Annotated in this window: 23 protein-coding genes and 2 pseudogenes; 20 read left to right on the top strand and 5 right to left on the bottom strand. The window is 72.7% G+C overall.

The window, feature by feature from the left end; genetic code table 11:
* The first annotated feature begins 151 nt into the window (after positions 1 to 151).
* The 3 genes from E6R18_RS07640 (at position 152) to E6R18_RS07630 (ending at position 3977) form a co-directional block, all read left to right on the top strand.
* Entirely contained in the window at positions 152 to 1153 is a 1002-nt protein-coding gene (locus E6R18_RS07640; protein WP_136316082.1) for an acetylxylan esterase, read from the top strand.
* A gap of 15 nt (positions 1154 to 1168) precedes the next feature.
* Positions 1169 to 2467 (top strand): GDSL-type esterase/lipase family protein, encoded by a 1299-nt coding sequence (locus E6R18_RS07635; RefSeq protein WP_240799633.1) that lies wholly within the window; start codon positions 1169 to 1171, stop codon positions 2465 to 2467.
* A 73-nt stretch (positions 2468 to 2540) separates the two neighbouring features.
* Complete coding sequence (locus E6R18_RS07630; protein ID WP_136316080.1) at positions 2541 to 3977, top strand: sialidase family protein; 1437 nt, start codon at positions 2541 to 2543, stop codon at positions 3975 to 3977.
* A gap of 68 nt (positions 3978 to 4045) precedes the next feature.
* On the opposite strand, the gene E6R18_RS07625 is transcribed toward E6R18_RS07630, so the two are convergent.
* Positions 4046 to 4732 (bottom strand): FadR/GntR family transcriptional regulator, encoded by a 687-nt coding sequence (locus E6R18_RS07625; RefSeq protein ID WP_136316079.1) that lies wholly within the window; start codon positions 4730 to 4732, stop codon positions 4046 to 4048.
* Between the two features lie 150 nt (positions 4733 to 4882).
* On the opposite strand from E6R18_RS07625, the gene E6R18_RS07620 reads away from it, so the two are divergent.
* The 4 genes from E6R18_RS07620 to E6R18_RS07605 are packed head-to-tail and all read left to right on the top strand — an operon-like array spanning position 4883 to position 8984.
* Complete coding sequence (locus E6R18_RS07620) at positions 4883 to 5842, top strand: dihydrodipicolinate synthase family protein (RefSeq protein WP_136316078.1); 960 nt, start codon at positions 4883 to 4885, stop codon at positions 5840 to 5842.
* Complete coding sequence (locus E6R18_RS07615; protein WP_136316077.1) at positions 5839 to 6789, top strand: ROK family protein; 951 nt, start codon at positions 5839 to 5841, stop codon at positions 6787 to 6789. Before E6R18_RS07620 ends, E6R18_RS07615 begins: the two co-directional genes overlap by 4 nt.
* Positions 6786 to 7466: a putative N-acetylmannosamine-6-phosphate 2-epimerase gene (locus tag E6R18_RS07610; RefSeq protein WP_136316076.1), complete on the top strand. Its 681-nt coding sequence runs from the start codon at positions 6786 to 6788 to the stop codon at positions 7464 to 7466. Before E6R18_RS07615 ends, E6R18_RS07610 begins: the two co-directional genes overlap by 4 nt.
* Before the next feature lie 60 nt (positions 7467 to 7526).
* Positions 7527 to 8984, top strand: coding sequence for a sialate:H+ symport family MFS transporter (locus tag E6R18_RS07605; protein ID WP_136316075.1), 1458 nt, complete (start codon positions 7527 to 7529; stop codon positions 8982 to 8984).
* Positions 8985 to 9040: 56 nt separating this feature from the next.
* Here the strand turns inward: E6R18_RS07605 and E6R18_RS07600 are convergent, their stop codons facing one another.
* Both E6R18_RS07600 and E6R18_RS07595 read right to left on the bottom strand, forming a co-directional pair.
* Positions 9041 to 10267, bottom strand: coding sequence for an acetyl-CoA C-acetyltransferase (locus E6R18_RS07600; RefSeq protein ID WP_136316074.1), 1227 nt, complete (start codon positions 10265 to 10267; stop codon positions 9041 to 9043).
* Positions 10268 to 10364: 97 nt separating this feature from the next.
* Positions 10365 to 11273, bottom strand: a complete 909-nt coding sequence (locus E6R18_RS07595) for a LysR family transcriptional regulator (RefSeq protein ID WP_136316073.1) — start codon at positions 11271 to 11273, stop codon at positions 10365 to 10367.
* 153 nt (positions 11274 to 11426) lie between these two features.
* Here E6R18_RS07595 and E6R18_RS07590 point away from each other — a divergent pair, with 153 nt between their 5' ends.
* The 4 genes and pseudogenes from E6R18_RS07590 to E6R18_RS34730 form a co-directional block, all read left to right on the top strand.
* Positions 11427 to 12347 (top strand): CoA-transferase, encoded by a 921-nt coding sequence (locus E6R18_RS07590; protein WP_136316197.1) that lies wholly within the window; start codon positions 11427 to 11429, stop codon positions 12345 to 12347.
* Positions 12344 to 13102 (top strand): CoA-transferase, encoded by a 759-nt coding sequence (locus E6R18_RS07585; RefSeq protein WP_136316072.1) that lies wholly within the window; start codon positions 12344 to 12346, stop codon positions 13100 to 13102. The genes E6R18_RS07590 and E6R18_RS07585 overlap by 4 nt, the downstream gene beginning before the upstream one ends.
* Positions 13103 to 13146: 44 nt before the next feature.
* Positions 13147 to 14709, top strand: coding sequence for a 3-hydroxyacyl-CoA dehydrogenase (locus E6R18_RS07580; protein WP_136316071.1), 1563 nt, complete (start codon positions 13147 to 13149; stop codon positions 14707 to 14709).
* An 18-nt stretch (positions 14710 to 14727) separates the two neighbouring features.
* Positions 14728 to 14973: pseudogene (locus E6R18_RS34730) on the top strand (VOC family protein); the annotation flags it as partial.
* Here E6R18_RS34730 and E6R18_RS34725 read toward each other — a convergent pair.
* Positions 14972 to 15133 (bottom strand): annotated as a pseudogene (locus E6R18_RS34725) (AraC family transcriptional regulator); the annotation flags it as partial. The pseudogenes E6R18_RS34730 and E6R18_RS34725 sit on opposite strands and share 2 nt — an antisense overlap.
* 94 nt (positions 15134 to 15227) lie before the next feature.
* Complete coding sequence (locus tag E6R18_RS07565; protein ID WP_136316196.1) at positions 15228 to 16367, bottom strand: YihY/virulence factor BrkB family protein; 1140 nt, start codon at positions 16365 to 16367, stop codon at positions 15228 to 15230.
* A gap of 74 nt (positions 16368 to 16441) precedes the next feature.
* On the opposite strand from E6R18_RS07565, the gene E6R18_RS07560 reads away from it, so the two are divergent.
* The 9 genes from E6R18_RS07560 to E6R18_RS07525 all read left to right on the top strand — a co-directional run.
* Positions 16442 to 18079, top strand: a complete 1638-nt coding sequence (locus tag E6R18_RS07560) for an acyl-CoA dehydrogenase family protein (protein ID WP_136316070.1) — start codon at positions 16442 to 16444, stop codon at positions 18077 to 18079.
* A gap of 332 nt (positions 18080 to 18411) precedes the next feature.
* Positions 18412 to 19602: a helix-turn-helix domain-containing protein gene (locus E6R18_RS07555; RefSeq protein ID WP_240799642.1), complete on the top strand. Its 1191-nt coding sequence runs from the start codon at positions 18412 to 18414 to the stop codon at positions 19600 to 19602.
* A gap of 88 nt (positions 19603 to 19690) precedes the next feature.
* Positions 19691 to 20299 carry a GNAT family N-acetyltransferase gene (locus E6R18_RS07550; RefSeq protein WP_136316069.1) on the top strand — a complete coding sequence of 203 codons (609 nt, stop codon included), beginning with the start codon at positions 19691 to 19693 and terminating at the stop codon, positions 20297 to 20299.
* 149 nt (positions 20300 to 20448) lie between these two features.
* Positions 20449 to 20532, top strand: a complete 84-nt coding sequence (locus E6R18_RS35360) for a putative leader peptide (protein ID WP_309486338.1) — start codon at positions 20449 to 20451, stop codon at positions 20530 to 20532.
* A gap of 115 nt (positions 20533 to 20647) precedes the next feature.
* Positions 20648 to 22345 (top strand): nitrite/sulfite reductase, encoded by a 1698-nt coding sequence (locus E6R18_RS07545; RefSeq protein WP_136316068.1) that lies wholly within the window; start codon positions 20648 to 20650, stop codon positions 22343 to 22345.
* Positions 22342 to 22521 carry an IS1 family transposase gene (locus tag E6R18_RS07540; protein ID WP_136316067.1) on the top strand — a complete coding sequence of 60 codons (180 nt, stop codon included), beginning with the start codon at positions 22342 to 22344 and terminating at the stop codon, positions 22519 to 22521. The genes E6R18_RS07545 and E6R18_RS07540 overlap by 4 nt, the downstream gene beginning before the upstream one ends.
* A complete protein-coding gene (locus E6R18_RS07535; RefSeq protein WP_136316066.1) occupies positions 22518 to 23234 on the top strand; it encodes a phosphoadenylyl-sulfate reductase in 717 nt (238 codons plus the stop codon). The genes E6R18_RS07540 and E6R18_RS07535 overlap by 4 nt, the downstream gene beginning before the upstream one ends.
* Entirely contained in the window at positions 23234 to 23803 is a 570-nt protein-coding gene (gene cysC / locus E6R18_RS07530; protein ID WP_093705017.1) for an adenylyl-sulfate kinase, read from the top strand. Before E6R18_RS07535 ends, cysC begins: the two co-directional genes overlap by 1 nt.
* Positions 23800 to 24058 (top strand): phosphoadenosine phosphosulfate reductase family protein (locus E6R18_RS07525; RefSeq protein ID WP_168712292.1); only part of this gene is annotated, 259 nt, incomplete at its 3' end. The genes cysC and E6R18_RS07525, both read left to right, overlap by 4 nt.

Here is a 24058-nt window from a genome sequence, read left to right as displayed (position 1 = left end):
CCGCGGACGGACCCTGGAGCGCCCCTTGACGGCCGCCACAGGCGGTGCCTAGGGTCCGTGTGCCGACAGGACATCTGACGTCATCCGTCTGATGATCCGGTGCACGACCTCGCACACGGCACTCCCGCCGCGCCCCCAGGAGGGCACCTCCATGCCGTTGACGGACCTCTCGCTCGACGAATGCCGCGACTATCTGCCGCCGTTGCCCGTTCCCGCGGACTTCGACGCCTTCTGGTCCCGGACGCTGGAGGAGGCCCGCTCCTGCGCGTCGGAGAAGCCCGTGTTCACCGAGGTGGAGACCGGGCTCACCCAGGTCCGCACCTATGACGTGACGATCCCCGGGTTCGCCGGGCAGCCGGTGCGCGGCTGGCTGCGGATGCCGGCCGGAGCCACCGAACCGCTCGGCTGCGTGGTGGAGTTCCTGGGCTACGGCCGCGGCCGGGGCCTGGCGCACGAGAACCTGCTGTGGGCATCGGCCGGCTACGCGCACCTGCTGATGGACACCCGCGGCCAGGGCTGGTCGGCGGCCGGCGGGGCCACCGCCGATCCGCACGGTGGCGCCTCCGGGGTCGTACCCGGCTTCCTGACCCGGGGCATCGAGAGCCCCGAGACGTACTACTACCGGCGGCTGTACGCCGACGCCGTGCGCTGCGTGGACGCGGCGCGCGAGCACCCGGAGATCGACCCGGACCGCGTCGTGGTGACCGGCGTCAGCCAGGGCGGCGGCATCACCCTGGCCGTCGCCGGACTCGTGCCGGGACTCGCCGGGGTCATGCCGGACGTGCCGTTCCTGTGCAACATCCCCCGGGGCGCCCTGATCGCGGGCCGCCCGCCGTACACCGAGATCGCCGAATACCTCAAGCTGCACCGGGACCGCACCGAGTCGGTCTTCGCCACCCTCGCGTACTTCGACGCCGCACTGCTCGCCACCCGGGCGACGGCCCCCGCGCTGTTCTCCATCGCGATGATGGACGACATCTGCCCGCCCTCCACGTGCTTCACCGCCTACAACGGCTACGCCGGCCCCAAGGACGTACGGGTCTACGCGTTCAACGGGCACGAGGGCGGCGCGGAATACCAGCAGCGGGAGCAACTGGCCTGGGTGGCCTCCTTGTTCGCGGGCCTGTCATCGGGGCAGGCCGGCCACTCCTGACCGGAGGCACCTTCCGTGCGCAGACGATCCATGCTTTTCGCCGCGGGTGCGGCAGCGCTGAGCACCCAGCTCGGCGGCCGCGCCTTCGCCGCTGCCCAGGGCGGCGGTCCGATCCTGGACCACACCACCCCGGTGGACCTGGACGGCAGCGAGTACGTCGACCTGTCGAACCGGACCGGCGTACTCGCCCCGCTCGCCGCGGGAACCATCGTCGTCACCTTCCGCACCACCAGCCACAACCAGGCGATGACGCTGATCAGCGCCTCGGACCCGACCGCCCCCTCCTCCAACATCACGCTCAACCTGAGCGGCGGCGCCCTTCAGTTCTCCGTGCGCGAGAAGGGCGCCGTCCTCGTGAATGTCATGACCCGGACACGATACGACGACGGAGAGCTCCACACCGTCGCCGTCACCGTGGACGCCTCGGGCACCCGCCTGCACGCCGGGGGCCGTACGGTCTTCGAGACGGCCTCGCACCCCTTCTTCGGCAGCGTCTCGAAGCTCACCTCCCTGTCGCTCGGCCGCAACACCGACAGCGACCACCCCGGCGGCGAGTGGTTCTGCACCGGCACCATCGAGCGGGCCGCGGTCTGGGACCGGGTGCTGAGCGAGAGCGAACTCGTCGCGCAGTGCCCGCGCCCCGACCTCGCGGACCAGGGCAGGATCTCCGTCATCCTCAACAGCGACACCCCGGCCACCTGGGTCGTCACCGGCGACAGCATCACGCACGGCGCCCTGCACACCAACGGCTGGCGCAGCTACCCCGAGCACTGGACGGAGCGCGTCCGCTGGGAGCTGGGCAAGCCGAAGAACCGGGACTTCGTGATCGACTCCGGGGTGAGCGGGGCGACCAGCGCCGAACTCGTCGCGCAGTTCGCCCAGCGGGTCACCGCCTTCTCGCCGCAGGTCGTCTCGATCATGATCGGCACGAATGACATCGCGACGGCGGGCCTCGGCCTCGACACCTACCGGTCCAACCTCGTCTCGCTGGTGCGCTCGGTGCGCGCGCTGCCCGGCTCGCCGGTGCCGGTGCTCCAGGCCCCCAACCCCGTCGATCCGGCGAAGTGGCCGGGGCGGGTGGAACTCTCCGGCTACGCACGGGTGATGGGCGAGGTCGCGGCCCAGCAGAACGCGGTCTTCATCGACCACTACAACGACTGGCTGGCCGGCAACGGCGGCCAGGTCCCCCTGTCCCTGCTCAGCGACGGGCTCCACCCCAACGAGCGGGGCCACCACCGCATCGTCCTGAAGATGATCAAGGCGTTGCGGATCTTCGAGGCGGACAGCCGGGTCTGCTCCCTTCACATCCCGTAGTCCGGCGACCGCCCGCCTCCAGCAATCTCCCACCCTTCGAGAAGCAGCAACCTTCCGAGAAGAGAGATCGTCCATGCAGCGAACCGTCCCAGTCGCACTGATCGGCGCCACCCTGATGGTGGTCGCCGCGACCGGTACCGCGCAGGCCGCCACGCCCGCCCCCGGCACGCTCACGTCCCAGGACCTGACCGTCGACGGAGTCGGCTCCCCCCACTACCGCATCCCCGCCCTGACCACGTCGAACAAGGGCACCCTGCTCGCCGCGTACGACGCCCGCCCCACCCTGGGCGACCTGCCGTCCCACATCAGTGTCGTGCTGCGGCGCAGCACCGACGGCGGTACCACCTGGCAGGAGCAGAAGGTGGTCCGCTCGGACGCCGCACCCAAGGGCTTCGGCGACCCGAGCCTGCTGGTCGACCGCACCACCGGCCGGATCTTCCTGTTCTACGCGGCCGGCGAGAACCAGGGTTTCTTCGGCTCGGCCACCGGCAACGACGAGAGCGACCCGAACGTCCTGCAGGCCGACTACAGCTACTCCGACGACGACGGGCTGACCTGGACCCACCGCCGGATCACCAAGCAGATCAAGAACCCGGCCTGGGGCGGCATGTTCGCCGCGTCGGGCGAGGGCATCCAGCTGCGCAACGGGCCGCACAAGGGCCGGCTGATCCAGCAGTACGCCATCCGCGACAACGGGGCCAACTACGCGGTCAGCGCGTACAGCGACGACCACGGCGAGACCTGGAGGACGGGCACGCCGGTCGGTCCGGGCGGCGACGAGAACAAGACCGTCGAGCTGAACGACGGCAGGATCATGCTCAACAACCGCTCGGCGCCCTACCGGACGATCGCCTACTCCTCGGACGGCGGGGCCACCTACACCCCGTTCGTCCAGGACACCCAGCTCCCCGACCCGGCGAACAACGGCTCGATCGTGCGCTACGCCCCCGACGCGCCGGCCTCGAACCCCCAGTCCTCCTGGCTGCTGTTCAGCAACACCGAGGCCACGTCGCGGAAGAACCTCACGGTCAAGATGTCCTGCGACAACGGGAAGACCTGGCCGATCAGGAAGGTGGTCGACGCGGGCGCCGCGGCCTACTCGACGCTGACCCGGCTGCCGGACGGCCGGCTCGGCCTGCTGTACGAGCGGGGCAACGCCGAGCACATCACGTACGACTCCTTCGACCTGAAGTGGCTCGGCGGCACCTGCGCGGACATCACCATCACCCCGCCGGCCACCCTGAAGGCCGGCACCACAGCGGAGGTCACCGTCCGGGTCGTCAACCGGATGGACGTCACCCGCAGCGCCGGCACGGTCGAGCTGACCGTGCCGAGCGGCTGGACGACGAAGCAGGTGGCGTTCCCGGCGACGCGTCCGGGCCAGGGGGCCAACATCAAGGTGCCGGTCACGATCCCGGCCGGCGCGTCGGGCGACGCGAAGCTGACCGCGACGTTCCGGTCGGACGGCAAGACGGCGTCGGGCAGCAGGACGGTGACGGTCACTCCGTAACCGGGAGGGGAGGGACGGGTCCGTGTGCCGCCGGGGCGGCGCACGGACCCGCCCCGTTCAGGTGGCCCTCAGCCGGCTTCGAGCCGGTCGCGGATGCCGTCAAAGTGGGTGCGCATGGCCCGTACCGCGCGTTCGCCGTCGGCCGCCGCGACCGCTTCCACGATCTCCCGGTGCTGGGAGCAGGTGACCGAGGGGTCCTGGTGGCCGTCGTCGAAGTCCTCGCGCACCCGGTCCATCGCGGCCCAGAACGCGTCGAGCACCTCGCTGAGCAGGTGGTTGTCGAGCGAGGCGTAGAGCGCGAGGTGGAAGGCCCGGTCGGTGGCGCGCGCGACGCGGCCGCCGCCGGCCTCCGCCTCCATCTTGGCGACGAGCGCGCGCAGCACCTCGATGTCCTCGTCCGGGACGCCGGCCGCGACGGACCCGACGAGCCCGGCCTCCAGCGCCTCGCGCACCTTCATCAGCTCGGCGATCCCCGGCTCGCCCTGGCGGTGGCGGACGGCTGCGCGGAAGGCGAGCCCTTCGGCGAACGGCGACAGGGAGAGCGAGCCCACGAAGGTGCCGTAGCCCCGGCGGATCTCCACGACGTTGACCGCCTGGAGCGACTTCAGGGCCTCGCGCACGGAGACCCGGCCGGCCTCGAAGAGGTCCATCAGCTCGCTCTCCGTGGGCAGGGCGTCGCCCGGCGCGAGGCGGCGCTCCAGGATGAGCTCCTTGATCCTGCGCTCGATGTCCTGAGCCATGGTGGGCCGCGCCACAACGTCCTCCTGAGGTGCCGTTGCCCCTTGACCGGTCACAGGAGCATCTGATTAAGGTGAAGCAGACATAGGACATCTTACGTCTCACGTCTCGATCCGGGTAGCCGTTCGGCCCCGGAGCGGCATCCCGATCAGCTGGAGCCTTCCACCATGTCTCTGACCGCACCGCTGCGCGGCGTCGTCCCGCCGGTCTGCACCCCGCTCGACTCCCACGGGGAGGTCGACACCACCTCCCTCGCCCGGCTCGTCGAGCACCTCATCGGCGGAGGCGTGCACGGTCTGTTCGCGCTCGGGTCCACCAGCGAGGTCGCCTACCTCACCGACGAGCAGCGCGCCACGGTCCTGGAGACCGTCGTCAACGCCACGGACGGCCGCGTCCCGGTCCTGGCCGGAGTCATCGACACCACCACCGCCCGGGTCGCCGAGCACGCCCGGGCCGCCGCCGCGCTCGGCGCCGACGCCCTGGTCGCGACCGCGCCGTTCTACACCCGCACCCACCCCAAGGAGATCGCCGCCCACTTCCGCCGGCTGCGCGCCGAGGTGGACCTGCCGCTGTTCGCGTACGACATCCCGGTCGCCGTGCACAGCAAGCTCTCGGCGGCCCTCGTCCGCGAGCTGGCCGAGGACGGCACGCTGGCCGGCCTCAAGGACAGCAGCGGCGACGAGGGCGGGCTGCGCCGGCTCGTGGTCGAGCTCGGCGGCCGCGAGGGCCGCGCGCACGGCCCGGTCCCGGACTTCAGCATCCTCACCGGTTCCGAACTGACCGTGGACGCGGCCCTGCTGGCCGGCGCCGACGGGGTCGTGCCCGGCATCGGCAATGTGGACCCGGCCGGTTACGTACGGCTCTACGACGCCGCGCGCGCCGGGGACTGGACGCTGGCCGCCAAGGAGCAGGAGCGGCTGATCGAGCTGTTCGCGATGGTCGACGCCGGGCCGGAGGCGGACATGGGCCGCAGCTCGTCGGCGCTCGGCTCGTTCAAGGCGGCGCTCCAGCTGCTCGGGATCATCGCGTGCGGCGACACCGTCTTCCCGCAGATCCAGCTGTCCGCGGAGTCCGTCGCGCTCGTCTCGGGACGGCTGCGCGACGCCGGTCTGCCGCCGGTCCGATGACGCGTCCGGCACAGCGCCCCGTCGTCGGCCTCGACCTGGGCGGTACGAAGATCGCCGCCGCGCTGTTCGGCGCGGACGGCGCGGTGGTGGCCCGGCACAGCCGGCCCACCCCGGCCCGGGAGGGCGCCGCGGCGGTGCTCGACGCGCTCGCGGCGGCCGCCGCCGAAGTGGACCCGGACCGCGGCGCCGCCGTGCTCGGCATCGCGGCGGCCGGGGTGATCGACCCCCGTACCGGCATGGTCACCAGCGCCACGGACTCCCTCCACGGCTGGGCGGGCACCCCGCTGGGCGTCGGCCTCGCCAACCGCACGGGTTACGCGGTGGCCTGCGACAACGACGTGCGCGCCACCGCCGGCCCCGAACTCGACGCGCTGCGCGCCGAGGGGAACGAGCACGCCTCGCTGCTGTTCGCGGCCATCGGCACCGGGGTCGGCGGCGCGATCGCCGTCGACGGGCGGATGCTGCACGGCGCGTCCGGCATCGCCGGGCACCTCGGCCATCTGCCGAGCCCCGAGGCGGCCGGGCTGCCCTGCACCTGCGGGGCCGCCGGCCATCTGGAGGTCATCGCCTCCGGACCCGGCATCGCCGCCCACTACGCCCGGCTGACCGGCGCCCCGGTGGACCGCCTGGAGACCGTCGCCGCGCGCGCCGCCCAGGGCGACGCCGACGCCGTCACCGCCATCACCACCGGCGCGGCGGCCGCCGGCCACGTCCTCGGCGGGCTCGCCAACGCGCTCGGCCCCGACCGGGTCGTCGTCGGCGGCGGCGTCCCGCGCATCGGCCCGCTGTACGAGGACGCGCTGCGGGCCGCGTTCGCCGCGGAGCTGATGGGGCCGCTGCGCGGGCTCGTCCCGCGCGCCCCGCTGTTCGGCCACGACGCCGCCGTGCTCGGCGCGGCCGCCCTCACCACCACTCTTCCCCTCCACCACCCGGGAGCTCTCCGATGAGCGCACAGGAACTGGCCACCACTCTCCAGGGCAAGCTGATCGTGTCCTGCCAGGCGCCCCCCGGCGATCCGATGCGGGAGACCGCCACCCTGGTGCGGCTCGCGCAGTCGGCCGTCGCCGGCGGCGGCGCGGCGATCCGCGCCAACGAGCCGGAGGTCGTCGCCGCGATCACGGCCGCCGTGGACCTGCCGGTCATCGGCCTGTGGAAGGACGGCGACGTCGGGGTGTACATCACGCCGACCGTCCGGCACGCCCTGGCGGTCGCCGAGGCGGGCGCGGCCGTGGTCGCCGCGGACGCCACCGACCGGCCGCGCCCCGACGGCTCGACCTTCGCCGAGCTGGTCGATGCGGTCCACGCGGCCGGCGCCCTCGTGATGGCCGACGTCTCCACCCTCGCCGAGGGCGTCACCGCCGCCGGGCTGGGCGCGGACTTCGTCTCCACGACCCTGTCCGGCTATGTGCCGGGACAACCGAAGCAGACCGGCCCCGACCTCGACCTGGTCGCCGCCCTCGCCGCCGCCATCGACGTGCCCGTCGTCGCCGAGGGCCGCGTCAACACCCCCGAGGACGCGGCCGAGGCCCTGGCGCGCGGCGCGCACAGTGTCGTCGTCGGCACCGCCATCACCGCTCCCACGGCCCTGACCGCCCGTTTCGTCGCGGGTATCGCCCGGCCCTGATCCCCCACCACGCGGGGCGGCTGTTCAACGACGAGCGCCGTCCCGCATCCTGGAGTCACCGTGCACACCACCACACCCCCCACGCTCCCCTGGTACCGCCAGGTGAGCCGCACCCAGTGGAAGTCGTTCTTCGCCGCCTGGATCGGCTACGTTCTCGACGGCTTCGACTTCGTGCTGATCACCCTGGTCCTGACCGAGATCAGTGACGATTTCGGGCTGAGCACGATGCAGGCGGCCAGCCTGATCTCCGGTGCGTTCATCACCCGCTGGCTCGGCGGTGCCGTGCTCGGCGCCCTCGGCGACCGCTACGGACGCAAGCTGTCGATGGTGGCGAGCATCCTGCTGTACTCGGTGGGCACCTTCGCCTGCGGGTTCGCGTGGAACTACACCAGCCTGTTCGCCGCCCGGCTGGCCATCGGCATGGGCATGGCCGGTGAGTACAGCGCCAGCTCCACGTACGTCATGGAGAGCTGGCCCCCCGCCCTGCGCAACCGGGCCAGTGGCTTCCTGATCTCCGGTTTCTCGGTGGGCTCGGTGCTGGCCGCCCAGGTCTACGACTGGGTGGTGCCCTCGCTCGGCTGGCGCTGGATGTTCTACCTCGGCCTGATCCCGATCGCCATCGCGCTGTGGATGCGCAGGGCGCTGCCGGAGGCGGAGGAGTGGACGGAGTCCGTCGCGGACGAGGGTGCCAAGCCCAACCCGTTCCGGCCGCTGTTCCTGACGCCGCGCCTGGCCACCGCCAACACGGTCCTGGTGGTCGTCGCCACGCTCTCGCTGTTCCTCGTCTTCACCCCGGGCGGCGCCGGCATGGTGCCGGTGCTCTCGGTGGTCGCCGGACTCTCGCTCGCCGCGCTCGCGGTGCAGCTGGGCGGGAAGCGCGGCTGGGTGCTGTACCTGTCGATGATCGTGACGCTGTTCTTCGCGTTCCTGTACTCCTGGCCGATCCAGGCCCTGCTGCCTACGTACCTGAAGACGGAGCTGGGCTACACGACGGGCCAGGTCACCGACGTGCTGTACTTCGCTGGCTTCGGCACCATGGCCGGCTGCTGGACGGCCGGCTTCCTCGGCGACTGGATCGGTACGAAGAAGGCGTACGCGCTGACGCTGCTGGCCTCGCTCGCCTTCGTCTACCCGGTCTTCGCGGTGGAGGACAACCTGCTGCTGCTCGGCATCCTGCTCTTCCTGCTCCAGGCGACCAGCTTCGGCATCTCCGGCCTGCTCCCCCGCTACATCGGCGGCCACTTCCCGACCCGCAGCCGGGGCGCCGCGCTCGGCTTCACGTACAACGTGGGCGCCCTCGGCGGGGCGGTCGCCCCGGTGCTCGGGGCGCATCTCGCCTCCGGCATGGACCTGGGCCAGGCGCTGGCCGTGCTGACGTTCGCCGGCACGGTGATCGTGGTCCTGCTGGTGGGCCTCGACGTACCGGCCCGGCTGAACCGGCTGGCCGACCCGGACGCCCAGGACGACCACCTGGCGGCGGGGCCGGTGGCGGACGAGCCGGTCGCCGTGAAGCGGTAGGACCGGCCGGTCCGTAGCGCTGCCGGGGCCGTGCTCCCGGCAGCGTTGCGGCGGTTTCAGGCCGCGACGCGCTCGAAGACCGCGGCGAGGCCCTGGCCGCCGCCGATGCACATGGTCTCCAGGCCGTAGCGCGCCTCGCGGCGGTGCAGTTCCCGGGTGAGGGTGGCGAGGATGCGGGCTCCGGTGGCGCCGACGGGGTGGCCGAGCGAGACGCCGGAGCCGTTCACGTTGATCCGCTCCTCGTGGTCCTTCTCGCCGAGGCCCAGCTCCCGGGTGCAGGCGAGCACCTGGGCGGCGAACGCCTCGTTGAGCTCGATCAGGTCGAGGTCGGCGAGGGTGAGGCCGGCGCGGCCGAGCGCGGTGCGGGTGGCGGGGACGGGGCCGAGGCCCATGGTGGCGGCGGGGACTCCGGCCCGGGCGAAGGAGACCAGCCGCACCAGCGGGGTGAGGCCGAGGCGTTCGGCGGTGGCGGCGCTCGTGACCAGGCAGGCGGCCGCCGCGTCGTTCTGGCCGCTGGCGTTGCCCGCGGTGACGGTGGCCTCCGGGTCGGTCTCGGCCATGACCGGGCGCAGGGCGGCGAGCTGTTCGGCGGTGGTGTCGGGGCGGGGGTGCTCGTCGGCGGTGACCACCGTCTCGGCCTTCCTGGTCCGCACCGTGACCGGGACGGTCTCCGCCTCGTACCGCCCCTCGGCCGCCGCCCGGCCGGCCCGCCGCTGCGAGCGCAGGGCCAGCGCGTCCTGGTCGGCGCGGCTGATGCCGTACGCGCGGCGCAGGTTCTCGGCGGTCTCGATCATCCCGCCGGGCACGGGGTGGTGGACGCCGCCCGCGGTGACCCGGCCCCGGGCGAGCGCGTCGTGGAGCTGGAGGCCGGGTCCCTTGATGCCCCAGCGCCCGTCGTGCGTGTAGTAGGGGGCGGCGCTCATCACGTCGACGCCGCCCGCGATGACGACCTCGCTGAATCCGGCGCGGATCTGCATGGCCGCGTCCAGGACCGCCTGGAGCCCGGAGCCGCAGCGGCGGTCGGTCTGGACGCCGGTGACCGTCTGCGGAAGCCCGGCGTCCAGGGCGGCGACCCGGCCGATGGCGGGGGCTTCGGCCGAGGGGTAGGAGTGGCCGAGGATCACCTCGTCCACCCGGTCCGGGTCGATGCCGGTACGGGCGACGACCTCGGCGATGACGCGGGCGGCGAGGGCGGCCGGCCGCTGCCCGGCGAACACCCCGCCGAAGCGGCCGATGGGGGTGCGCAGGGGTTCGCAGATCACTACGTCGAGGGGGTCCGGCACGGCGGGGCCTTTCCAGGGTGTGGTGGCAGGAGACAAGGGGGTGATCCGACCCTCGCACCCGGTGGCTGAGTCGGTCCAATATCCAGTTCGCCCTGATTCAAGACGCGTCGCGTCTCAATGGGGTGGGCAGGGCCGTCTCGGCGACGGCGAGCACGGCGCGCAGGGCGGCCGAAGGGTTGTCCGCCCGCCAGGCCAGCGCCGCCTGCCGCCGGATCGGCGGCCCGGCGAGGGGCCGGTAGACGAGGCCGTTCTGCTGGATGTGCTGGACGGAGGTGACGGTCAGGGTCACCCCGACGCCCGCCGCGACCAGCGCCAGGATGGTGTACGAGTCGGGCGCCTCCTGCACCACCCTCGGGTGGAACCCGGCGGACTCGCACGCCTCCACCATCGCGTCGCGCACGGTGGAGCCGGTGTTCGCGGGGAACGAGACGAACGGCTCCCCGGCCAGCGCGCCGAGGGGGATCTCCTCGCGGGCGGCGAGCGGATGATCGAAGGGCAGCGCGCACACCAGCACCTCCTCGTCGATCACCCGGCAGACCACGCCCGGCTGGGTCACCGGCAGCCGGACGAAGCCCAGGTCCAGGGAGCCGTCCGCGACCCGGGCGAGCGCCACGTTGGCGTAGGTCTGGCCGGTCATGACCAGCTCGATCGCGGGGTGGGCGGCCCGCACCGCCCGAGTGAGCAGCGGCAGCGTCTCGTGGCTGGATGCGCCCGCGAAGCCGATGCCGACGCGCCCGTACTCGCCCCGCCCGGCCGCCCTCGCCGCCCGTACCGCCGTGTCCAGGTCGTCCAGCACGGTCCGCACCGGCTGGAGGAACGACTCGCCCGCGCTGGTGAGCCGCACCGAGCGGGTGCTGCGCTCGAAGAGCTGGACGCCGAGTTCCTTCTCCAGCTGCCGGATCTGCTGGCTCAGCGGCGGCTGTGCCATCTGGAGCCGCTTGGCGGCCCGGCCGAAGTGCAGTTCCTCCGCCACGGCGAGGAACGCGGAGAGATGGCGCAGCTCCACGCCGGTCCTTCCTGTCGGTCCACCGACGCCATTGATTCGTCCAGCGTCTTGATCCGACCTTAATTCGGTATTGGACACTCCTCAATGGCTGCTGGCACGGTGGTGCGGAGCCCGCGCGGACGGAGGAGCACCGTGGCCCGCAAGGACAAGACGATGTCGATGAGCGCGGCCGTCGCGGCGTTCGTCCACGACGGCGCCACCGTCTGCCTCGAAGGCTTCACCCACCTCATCCCGGTCGCCGCCGGGCACGAGATCATCCGCCAGGGCCGCCGGGACCTCACGGTCGTGCGGATGACCGCGGACATCGTGGTGGACCAGATGATCGCGGCGGGCTGTGTGACCCGGCTGGTCTCCTCGTTCGTGGGCAACTCATCGGCCGGCTCGCTCGGGGAGCTGCGCCGCCGGGTGGAGCGCGCGGACCCGGCGCCGCTCATCTTCGAGGAGTACAGCCACTACGGGATGGTCTGCCGCTACCTCGCCGGCGCGCAGCGGCTGCCGTTCTACCCCCTGCGCAGTTACGGCGGCAGCGACCTGCCGTCCGTCAACCCCGCCCTGCGCAAGGTGACCTCGCCGTACCCCGGCCCGGACGGCGAACCCGAGCAGATCTACGTCGTACCGCCCGTCAACCCGGACGTGACGATCATCCACGCCCAGCGCGCCGACCGGCGCGGCAACACCCAGATGTGGGGGCTGACCGGAGTGCAGGCCGAGGCGGTGTACGCGGCGGACAGGGCGGTCGTCGTGGTGGAGGAGATCGTGGCGGACGAGGTGATCCGCTCGGACCCCAACCGCACGCTCGTCCCCGCGCACGCGGTCGACGCCGTCGTCCACTGCCCGCGCGGCGCGCATCCGTCGTTCGCCCAGGGCTACTACGACCGGGACAACGCCTTCTACCGGGCCTGGTCGCACATCAGCAAGGACCCGCAGCGGCTCCGGGAGTGGCTGGACACGTGGGTGTACGGCACGGCGGACCACGCCCAGTACGTGGCCGGGCTCGGCGAGGAGCACTGGGCGGGGCTCGCGGTCGGCGAGGCGCCGAGTACGCCGGTGGACTACGGACGGCGGCTGTCATGACGGTCACCTCCTCCGAGCTGCTCTCCGTCGTCGCCGCCCGCGAACTGGCCGGGCGCAGCACGGTGTTCGCCGGGATCGGGCTGCCGACGCTCGCCACCGAGCTGGCCCGGCTGACGGTCGCCCCGGAGCTGGAGGTGGTGTACGAGTCCGGGGTGTGCGGCGCCCACCCCTCGCATCTGCCGGAGACCATCGCCGACGCGGTCCTGGTCACGGGCGCGGAGGCGGTCGTGCCGATGCCGATGCTGTTCGGCTCGGTGCTCCAGGGCGGCCATATCGACGTGGGCTTCCTGGGGGCCGCGCAGATCGACCGCCGGGGCAGCCTCAACACGTCGGTGATCGGCGACTGGGCCGCTCCGTCGGTGCGGCTGCCCGGTTCGGGCGGTGGGGTCGAGGTGATGGCCAACTCCCGCGAGGTCTTCGTGGTGATGCGCCGCCACCACCCCCGCTCCTTCACCGCGGAGCTCGACTTCTGCACCACGCCGGGCCCGGACCGCGCCCTGGCCGACGGCATCCGCCCGCTGGGCGCGGGTGTCACCCGGGTCATCACGGAGCTGGGCATCCTGGCCCGCGAGGGCGTCGGCGACGAGCTGCGGCTGGAGGCCGTCCAGCCCGGGGTCACCGTCGAGCGGGTCCGGGCCGCCACCGGCTGGGACCTCCGGGTCGCCGGCACGGTGGACGAGGTGGCGCCCCCGACCCGGGACGAGCTGCGGCTGCTGCGCGAGGATGTCGACCCGGGCCGCGTCTACCTGCGCTGAACCCCCACGCCCGACCCCGCCCCATCGAGAGGACCGTGACCCGCATGCGTATCAGGATCGTCGGCGCCGGAGCCATGGGCCGCGGCATCGCCCAGTGGGCGGCCTCGGCCGGACACACCGTCGAGCTGTGCGACGTACGCACCGAGGCGGTGACGGACGCGGTCGCCTTCGTCGGGTCCATGCTGGAGCGGGCCGTGGCCAAGGGCCGGATGTCCGCCGGGGACGCGGCGTCCGCGCTGGAGCGGCTGGTCCCGCTGGACGATCCGTGGGCGGCGGGCCCGGACGTCGAGCTGGTGATCGAGGCGGTGCGCGAGGACCTGGCCACCAAGACCGAGGTGTTCGGCCGGCTGGAGCGGGCCCTGCCCGCCTCCGCCGTCTTCGCGACCAACACCTCCTCGCTGTCCGTGACCCGGATCGCCGCCGCGCTGAAGGACCCGGCGCGCCTGGCGGGGCTGCACTTCTTCAACCCGGTGCCGCTGATGCGGATCGTGGAGGTGGTGCCGGGCGCCGCCACCCGGCCGGACATCCCGCCGCTGCTGACCTCGCTCGTGGAGAGCTGCGGCCACCGCGCGGTGACGGTCGCGGACACCCCGGGCTTCCTCGTCAACCACGCCGGGCGCGGACTGGTGACGGAGGCGCTGGCGCTGCTGGAGGAGGGCGTCGGCGAGCCGTCGGACATCGACCGGATCGCGCGGGACGTGCTCGGGCTGCGGATGGGCCCGTTCGAGCTGATGGACCTCACCGGGCTCGATGTGACCGCCGCCGTCATCGACTCGATCTGGGAGGGCTTCCGCCACGAGGACCGGCTGCGCCCCTCCTACCTGACCCCGAACCGGGTGGCGGCCGGCCTGCACGGCCGCAAGACCGGACGCGGCTGGTACGCGTACGGTCCCGAGGCGCCCGGCCCCGCGCCCGAGCCGCCGGTCACCGGGGACGCGGACCGCCCGGTGCACGTCTTCGCCCCGGACCCGGCGCGGGAGGCGGACGCGGCGGCGCTCCGGGAGGCGCTGGCCTCGGCGGGCGCGACGGTCGGGAGCGGGCAGCGGCCGTCCGGCGGGGCGCTGGTCCTGGTCCCGGTCTGGGGCACGACGGTCGCTTCGGCGGTGGCCGCGCACGGGCTGCCGGCCGCCCGCACCTTCGGCGTGGACCCGCTGCCGGCGGCCGGGCGGCGGCGGGTGCTGGCGGTGACCCCGGCGGCGGATCCGGCGGCGGCCCGGGATGCTCGCGCGGTGCTGACCCGGGCGGCGGACGGCGGCGAGCCGCACGCGGTGTCGGTGGTCCGGGACACGGCGGGGTCGGTCGCGCAGCGGCTGCTCGCCTCGATCGTGTCGGTCGCGGCGTCCATCGCGGAGCGTTCGCTCGCCGCCCCGGCCGACATCGACGTGGCCGTGACGACCGGGCTCGGCTACCCGGTGGGGCCGCTGGCCTGGGGCGAGCGGATCGGGGCGGCCCGCATGCTTCAGCTGCACCGGGCGCTGTACGCCACGACCGGCGACCCGCGCCACCGCCCCACCCGCTGGGTCACCGAGCGGGCCGCGCTGGGTCTGGCGCTGACGGACCCGGGCACCTCCCCGGCGGACGTGCACCGCGCTCCTGCGGGGCCATGACCGGATTCGTACAAGACCGTGGGCCGGGGCCCTGCCTACGGTCGGGGCACGACTCCACGACTCGACGCGATCGGCATCACCACCGCCGATCTTCCCGCATCGCTCGCCTTCTACCGCCGGCTCGGCCTCGACGTCCCGGCCGGCGCGGAATCCGCACCCCATGTCGAGGTGACCCTGCCGGGCGGCGGGCGCCTGCTGTGGGACACCGAGGACACCGTCCGCTCGTACGACCCCGACTGGGCCCCGCCGTCCGGCGGGGACCGGCGTGCGTGTCCGGTCCCGCGACGAGCAGCCGGTCCCCGCTCCACCGCAGGTCCATGCAGCCGTCGGGCAGCACCGGGTGGGCCGTGCCCGGTGGCACGGTCAGGGTCCAGACCTTCGCGCCGTCCAGCCGGGACGCGCGCTCTTCGTAGCTGTCGCCCATGCCGCCGGTGTCGTCCACGGACGCGGCGGGTGCGTAAGCGGCTGCCGGGGGCGAAGGAGCGGGACCGCAGGCCCGGGCCGCCGGCGCCCGTCACTCACTCGTCGTAGGGGTGCGGCTTCTCCGCGTCCTTCTCGCGGCTGGGCTGGAGCCGTGACTTCACGTCGTCCGGCGGCAGGAACCGCGACCAGCGCTCGGGGAACTCGGACGGCATGTACGGGCTGTCGCCCACGTCGCCCTCGTCGTCGTCGTCCTCCTCGTCCTCGTCCTCGTCGTCGTTCTGCGGTCCGCCGTGCCAGCTCGCCGCCTGGGTGCGGGCCACGAACTCGGCGGCCTGGGCGGCGCGCACCCGGTCGTTGGCGGCGCGGGCGGCGGCCGTCGCGACCGAGGGCCAGACCCGGTCGATGGCCGCGTTCACGGCGGCGCCCACCAGGACCGCGAAGGCGGAGACGCCGATCCACAGCAGTACGGCGATGGGGGCGGCGAGCGATCCGTAGATGGTGGGGCCCTCGACCGTACTGGTGAGGTAGATCCGCAACAGGAAGCTGCCGACCACCCACATCGCCAGCGCCATCAGGGCGCCCGGCATGTCCTCGATCCACGGCGAACGCACGGGCACGGACACGTGGTAGAGGGTCGTGAGGAAGGCGACCGACAGGAGTATCACCAGGGGCCAGTACAGGACGCTTATGACCTCGGTGCCCCACGGTATGAGCTCCACGACCCGGTCGGGGCCGACCACGAGCAGCGGCAGGACCACCGCGCCGAGCAGCAGCGCCACCACGTACAGCAGGAAGGCGAGCATCCGGGTCTTGACGATGCCGCGCTGGCCGTCGAGCCCGTACATCACGGTGATGGTGTCGATGAAGACGTTGACCGCGCGGGAGCCGGACCACAGGGCGATGGCGAAGCCGATGGAGATGACGTCGGGCCGGGCGCCGGTGGTGACGTCCGCCAGGAGCGGCTTGGCGAAGTCGTTGACGCCGCGCTCGGAGAGCACGGTGTGCGCCGCGCTGAGGATGTTGCGCTCGATGGAGGCGACCGTGGTGGTGCTGGTCCACTCGTCCACGTAACCGAGCAGGCCGATCAGGCCGAGGAGCAGCGGGGGCAGGGACAGCAGGGTGAAGAACGCCGCCTCGGCGGCGAGTCCCAGGATGCGGTACTCCATGCACGAGTTGACCGTGTCCTTGAGCAACTGCCAGGCGAGCTGCCGCTTGGAGACGTTGCGGTAGAGCACTCGGGCCCGGTGGAGCCGGCCCGGTGGCCGCTCGGGTGTTTCGTTTGCTGCCTGCACGTCCTTACCGTATCGGCATGGCAGCCACCACCCACACTGTGTCCAATCAGCCCCCTCCCCTGCTCGGCTACGACGTGTTCGGCGCGGACCGGGTGCTCGGCGAGGCCGTCGAACGCCACCTTCCGGCCGAGGTGCTGGACGAGGCCAGGGAGGGGCTGGCCCGGCTCGGGCAGTCCGCCGGCTCCGCCCAGGCGGTGACCTGGGGGGCGCAGGCGAACGAGAACCCGCCGAGGCTGCGCACCCATGACCGGTACGGGCACCGCATCGACGAGGTGGAGTTCCACCCGGCCTGGCACCGGCTGCTGGGCCACGCCGTCGGCTCGGGTCTGACCGGGGCCTGGGACCGGCCGGGCGGGCATGTGCGCCGGGCGGCGGGCTTCCTGGTGTGGACGCAGGCCGAGGCGGGGCACGGCTGCCCGCTGTCGATGACGCACGCGGCGGTGCCGGCCCTGCGCGCCGAGCCCGCGGTGGCCGCCGAGTGGGAGCCGCTGCTGACCTCGCGGGTCTACGAGCAGGGGCTGCGGCCGGCCGGGCGGAAGGCCGGGGCGCTGCTGGGCATGGCGATGACGGAGAAGCAGGGCGGCTCGGACGTACGGGCGGGCACGACGCGCGCCGAGCCGCTGTCCGGGGAGGGCGAGTATCTGCTGACCGGGCACAAGTGGTTCTGCTCGGCGCCGATGTCCGACGGTTTCCTGGTGCTGGCCCAGGCTCCGGGCGGGCTGACCTGTTTCCTGCTGCCCCGGGTGCTGCCGGACGGCACGCGCAACCCGTTCGCGATCCAGCGGCTCAAGGACAAGCTGGGCAACCGGTCCAACGCCTCGGCGGAGGTCGAGTTCGACGGGACGTGGGCGCGCCGGATCGGTGAGGAGGGGCGCGGGATGCGCACGATCATCGACATGGTGGCGGCGACCCGGCTGGACTGTGTGACGGGCTCGGCCGCGCTGATGCGGCAGGCGGTGGCGCAGGCGGTGCACCACACGACGTACCGCTCCGCGTTCGGCGGGCCGCTCGTGGACAAGCCGCTGATGCGCAATGTGCTGGCCGATCTGGCGCTGGAGTCGGAGGCGGCGACCGTGCTGGCGATGCGGTTGGCGGCGGCCTACGACGACGGGGGCGAGAGCGAGTCGGCGTTCCTGCGGATCGCGGTGCCGGCGGCGAAGTACTGGGTGACCAAGCGGAGCACGCCCGTGGTGGGCGAGGCGCTGGAGTGCCTGGGCGGCAACGGCTACGTGGAGGAGTCGGGCATGCCCCGGCTGCTGCGCGAGGCGCCGCTCAACTCGATCTGGGAGGGCTCGGGGAACGTCCAGGCGCTGGACGTGCTGCGGGCGCTCCAGCGCGAACCGCTCGCGCTGAACGCGTTCCTCCAGGAGGTCGGGCGGGCCCGGGGCGCCGATCACCGGCTCGACGCGGCGATCAGGGGCCTGCTGACGGAGCTCGCCGATCTGGCGGGGATCGAGGCGCGGGCCCGCCGGGTGGTGGAGCGCGTCGCGCTGGTGCTCCAGGGCTCGCTGCTGGTGCGCTGGGCGCCGCCGGAGGTGGCGGACGCCTTCTGCGCGTCGCGCCTGGGCGGGGACGGGGGCGCGGCGTTCGGGACCCTGCCGCACACCCTGGATCTGGCGTCGGTCGTGGCCCGGGCCCGGCCGGTGGATCACTGACCGGGCAGCAACAGGGGGTGGTGCTGCGCCGACACGGCACCACCCCCATGCTGTACACACCGGACTCGGGGCGGAGCCCTGCCGTGCGGTGTACCGCCACTCTTGTACGGGCCCGGGGCCCTCGCCAGAGTTGCAGAGGGTTGCAACCATTGTGCGGAGTTGCGGTTTCGGGCGCTGCGTGGCGGCAGGATGGGTGGCACGGTCCCGCGTACGGGCCGGGCAGGGTGTGAGGGGGAACCGGCGTGGAGACGACTTCGGCCGCGGTGGCGCGGCTGACGGCCCAGGAGACCGCGCAGGCCAGGCGCCTGGTGCACCGGACCCGGGAGGCGCGGATGGCGGGCGAGCGCATGCCCGCCGCGCCCCGGGCGGAGATCGGTGCCTCGTGGGACCGGATGCTGCGCAGCGGCATCGATCCCGAGCAGACGACGCAGAGCCGGCTGCTGGAGGCGGACGAGATCGAGCACCGGCGCCGCAGTTCCGCGCTGGGCGAGGTGATGCCGCTGCTCAGCGACGGCCTGGCGAGCATCGCGGACGCCTCGCAGCAGATCATGGTGGTCACCGATGTGGAGGGCCGGGTGCTGTGGCGCCAGGGCCACACGGGGGTGCTGCGCCGGGCCGACGGCATCTGCCTCGCGGAGGGCGCGGCGTGGTCGGAGGAGAGCACCGGCACCAACGCGATCGGTACGGCGCTGGCCTCGCGCGCCCCGGTGCGGGTGCACTCGGCGGAGCACTTCGTGCGCAGTCTGCACGGGTGGACGTGCGCGGCGGCGCCGGTGCGTGATCCGCGGGACGGCCGGCTGATGGGGATCGTCGACATCAGCGGTCCCGCGTCCACGTTCCACCCGACGACGCTGGCCCTGGTGGGTTCGGTGGCCCGGCTGGCGGAGAGCGAGATCCGGGTCCGGCATCTGGAGGCGATCGACCGGCTGCGGGCGGTGGCGGCGCCGATCCTGTGCCGGCTGGGCGGGCGGGCCCTGGCGGTGGACGGGCACGGCTGGACGGCGGCGGTGACGGGGATGCCGCCGGTGGACCGGCTGCCGCTGCCGAAGTCGCTGGAGCCGGGCCGGGTGTGGCTGCCGTCGCTGGGAATGTGCCGGGTGGAGCCGCTGCCGGGCGGCTGGCTGGTGCAGGTGGCGGACGGGGCGATGGACAGCCCGCCGCGCCGGGTGGTCCTCGATCTGAGCCGGCCGCGCACGCTGGCGGTGAACGTGGTGAGCCCGGTGGGGACGTGGACGCAGCGGCTCTCCCCGCGCCACGCCGAGCTGCTGTTCGCGCTGGCGGTGCGGCGCGAGGGCAGTACGGCGTCGGAGCTGGCGCAGGACCTCTTCGGGGACGCGACCCGGACGGTGACGGTGCGGGCGGAGATCTCGCGGCTGCGGCGCCACCTCGCCGAGGTGCTGGCTCACCGCCCGTACCGCTTCGGTGAGGGCGTGGAGGTGGAGGTGATCCATCCGGAGGACCCGGCGGATCTGCTGCCGCGTTCGAAGGCCCCGGTGGTCGTGGCGGCGCGCGGCGCCTCCTGAGCGGGGGTGTCCGGGCAGGCCCCGGGCGCCGGCGGCGGCACGGGACCCGGCTTGGGGGCGGGCGGCGGGGCATGGTTGTCTGGCAGCCATGAGCAACCCCGTGCGCCCCGCAGGTCCCGCCGTCGACGAGGTGACCATCTGGTCGCTGGAGCAGACCTCGCCCGGGGATCTGCGGCCGGCCGCCGTGCCGGACGCGGACGTCCGGATCGTGCGTTCCGAGGTGCCGCTGCCCGAGTTCAGCCGCTTCCTGTACACGGCGGTCGGCGGGGACATCCGGTGGACGGACCGGCTGGCGATGAGCTACGCGCAGTGGCAGGAGGCCCTGGACCGGCCGGGTGCGGAGACCTGGGTCGCCTACGCGAACGGGACCCCGGCCGGATACATCGAGCTGGACCCGCAGGACGACGGCGTGGTCGAGGTCATGTACTTCGGGCTGATCCCGGTCTTCCGGGGCCGGCGGATCGGCGGTCATCTGCTGTCGTACGGCACGGCCCGCGCCTGGGACCTGGCCGAGCGGTGGCCGGGGCGCCCGGTGACGAAGCGGGTGTGGCTGCACACCTGCTCGAAGGACGGTCCACACGCGATGGACAACTACCTCCGGCGCGGCTTCCGGCTCTTCGACACCCGCACGGAGTTGGAGGAACCGGTGACCACCCCCGGCCCTTGGCCGGGCTCGGGCCGCGAGCTGCTTCCATAGCAATTCCCCGTGCTTGTCCGGTTTTACGCTCCGCCCCGGCGCCCGTCACTCGCGTGACGGGCGCCACACTGTCTTATATACCGGGACAGTCTCGTCCACATCATGGATAGTGGTGGACTGCTCCGAGATCCCCATGACACGCTTCCGTCATGTCCGGAACTGGAATTGCCTTGGTGAGTCGACGCCACGTCGACCTCGGCCGCATGTCCAGCGCCATCTGTCCGGCGAGCTGAGAGTCCCAGCACCGCCGAGATCTTCTTACTTCAGTTCAGCCCTGCGCACCGCCGCGCCAGACGCGAGTGTGCAGTTCAGAGCCGCCCTCCTGCAGTCCCGAAGGACGTATTTGCCATGGCCTCCAGCCCGGAGAAGACCGCTACCGCGACGCCCCGCCGCAAGGCCGGGCGCCATCGTGGTGAGGGCCAGTGGGCCATGGGACACCACACGCCTCTCAACGGGAACGAGCAGCTCAAGAAGGACGACGACAGTCTCAATGTGCGGACACGCATTGAGACGATCTACTCCAAGCGCGGATTCGACTCGATCGACCCCAACGACCTTCGCGGACGCATGCGTTGGTGGGGGCTCTACACCCAGCGCCGGGCCGGCATCGACGGCGGCAAGACGGCCGTTCTGGAGCCCGAGGAGCTTGAGGACAAGTACTTCATGATGCGGGTCCGCATCGACGGCGGGAAGCTGACCACCCGGCAGCTGCGCGTCATCGGCGAGATCTCCCAGGAGTACGCACGCGGCAGCGCGGACATCACCGACCGGCAGAACGTCCAGATGCACTGGATCCGCATCGAGGACGTCCCGGCGATCTGGGAGAAGCTGGAAGCCGTCGGGCTCTCCACCACCGAGGCGTGCGGCGACTGCCCCCGCACCATGATCGGCTCCCCGGTGGCGGGCATCGCCGCCGACGAGATCATCGACGGCACGCCGGCGCTGGAGGAGATCCACGCCCGCTACATCGGCAGCCCCGAATTCTCCAACCTCCCCCGCAAGTTCAAGACCGCGATCTCCGGCTCCCCCGTGCAGGACGTGGTGCACGAGATCAACGACATCGCCTTCGTCGGTGTCGAACACCCCGAGCACGGCCCCGGCTTCGACCTCTGGGTCGGCGGCGGACTCTCCACCAACCCCCGGCTGGCCGAACGCCTGGGCGCCTGGGTACCGCTGGACGAGGTCGCGGACGTGTGGGCCGGCGTCGTGGGCATCTTCCGCGACTACGGCTACCGCCGGCTGCGCAACCGCGCCCGGCTGAAGTTCCTGGTCGCCGACTGGGGTGTCGCCAAGTTCCGCCAGGTGCTGGAGGACGAATACCTCAAGCGCCCGCTGCTGGACGGTCCCGCACCCGCGGAGCCCAGCAGCCGGTGGCGCGACCACATCGGCGTGCACCAGCAGCAGGACGGCCGTTTCTACGTCGGTTTCGCCCCGCGGGTCGGCCGGGTCGACGGCTCCACCCTCGCCAAGATCGCCGGTCTGGCCGAGGAGCACGGCTCCGGCCGGGTGCGTACCACCGTCGAGCAGAAGATGATCATCCTCGACGTGGAGCAGGACCGGGCCGAGTCCCTGGCCGCCGGCCTGGAAGCGCTCGGCTTCCAGGTGAAGCCGTCCACCTTCCGGCGCGGCACCATGGCCTGCACCGGCATCGAGTACTGCAAGCTGGCCATCGTCGAGACGAAGGCGCGCGGCGCCTCCCTCATCGAGGAACTGGAGCGCAGGCTCCCCGACTTCGACGAACCGCTCACCATCAACATCAACGGCTGCCCCAACGCCTGCGCCCGCATCCAGACCGCGGACATCGGCCTCAAGGGCCAGCTCGTGCTGGACGACGACGGCAACCAGGTGGAGGGCTACCAGGTCCACCTGGGCGGCGCCCTCGGCCTGGAGGCCGGCTTCGGCCGCAAGGTCCGCGGCCTGAAGGTCACATCGGCCGAACTGCCCGACTACGTCGAGCGGGTCCTCGGCAGGTTCCAGGAGGAGCGCGAGGAGAACGAGCGCTTCGCCACCTGGGCCGCCCGGGCCAGTGCGGAGTCGCTGTCATGAGCGAGCGCGCCGCCCCGTTCCACTGCCCCTACTGCGGCGACGAGGACCTGCGCCCGCACGAAGCCGGGCACGGGGCGTGGGAATGCGCCTCCTGCAATCGCGCGTTCCAGCTGAAGTTCCTGGGGCTGCTGAGCCGGGGACTGAAGCCCGACAACGTGGGAGGGGACGGGATATGACGGTCACTCGGGAAACCGACACGCTCACCGACGAGGCCCTGAGGGAGCTCGCCGAGCAGGCCGGACGCGAGTTGGAGGACGCCTCCGCGCTCGACATCCTCAAGTGGGCGACCGAGACCTTCGGGCCCCGGTTCTGCGTCACCTCCTCCATGGAGGACGCGGTCGTCGCCCACCTCGCCTCCCGGGTGCTGCCCGGGGTGGACGTGGTGTTCCTGGACACCGGCTACCACTTCGAGGAGACCATCGGGACCCGCGACGCGGTGGACGCCGTGATGGACGTCAACGTCATCACGCTGACCCCGCGCCACACGGTGGCCGAGCAGGACGCCGAGTACGGGCCGAAGCTGCACGACCGCGACCCCGACCTGTGCTGCAAGCTGCGCAAGGTCAAGCCGCTGGAAGAGGGCCTGACCTCCTACACGGCCTGGGCGACCGGGCTGCGCCGCGACGAGTCCCCCACCCGGGCCAACACCCCCGTGGTCGGCTGGGACGAGAAGCGCCGGAAGGTGAAGGTCTCGCCGATCGCCCGCTGGACCCAGGACGACGTCGACGCGTACGTCGCCGAGCACGGCGTGCTCACCAACCCGCTGCTGATGGACGGTTACGCCTCCGTGGGCTGCGCGCCCTGCACCCGCCGGGTGCTGGAGGGCGAGGACGCGCGGGCCGGCCGCTGGGCCGGGCGCGGCAAGACCGAGTGCGGGCTGCACGGCTGATGACGACTGATCAGGAGACTTCGATGAGCGTGACGGAGACGGGAGCCACCGTCTGGCTGACCGGTCTGCCGAGCGCGGGCAAGACCACCATCGCCTACGAACTCGCCGGGCGGCTGCGCGGCGAGGGCCACCGGGTGGAGGTGCTCGACGGCGACGAGATCCGCGAGTTCCTCTCGGCGGGCCTCGGCTTCTCGCGCGAGGACCGGCACACCAACGTCCAGCGGATCGGCTTCGTCGCCGAACTGCTGGCGGCCAACGGCGTGAAGGTCCTGGTCCCGGTCATCGCCCCGTACGCGGACAGCCGCGACGCGGTCCGCAAGCGGCACCAAGCCGAAGGCACCGCGTATCTGGAGGTGCACGTCGCCACTCCGGTCGAGGTGTGCTCGGAGCGCGATGTGAAGGGGCTGTACGCCAAGCAGGCTGCGGGCGAGATCAGCGGGCTGACCGGGGTGGACGACCCCTACGAGGCGCCCGAGTCGCCCGATCTGCGGATCGAGTCGCACCGGCAGACCGTGCAGGAGTCCGCGGCGGAGCTGTACGCGCTGCTGAGCGAGAGGGGTGCAGCGTGACGACCGTCGCGACTGTGTCGGAAGGCACCGACAATCCGTACGCACTCAGCCACCTGGACTCGCTGGAGTCCGAGGCGGTGCACATCTTCCGCGAGGTGGCGGGCGAGTTCGAGCGGCCGGTGATCCTGTTCTCCGGCGGCAAGGACTCGATCCTGATGCTGCACCTGGCGCTCAAGGCGTTCGCGCCGGCGCCGGTGCCGTTCGCCCTGCTGCACGTGGACACCGGGCACAACTTCCCCGAGGTCCTGGAGTACC

The organism is Streptomyces sp. A1277, assembly GCF_004795015.1.
GTDB lineage: Bacteria > Actinomycetota > Actinomycetes > Streptomycetales > Streptomycetaceae > Streptomyces.
The sequence above is the reverse complement of the archived record's forward strand: the minus strand, read 5'-3'. Positions and strand labels throughout refer to the sequence as shown.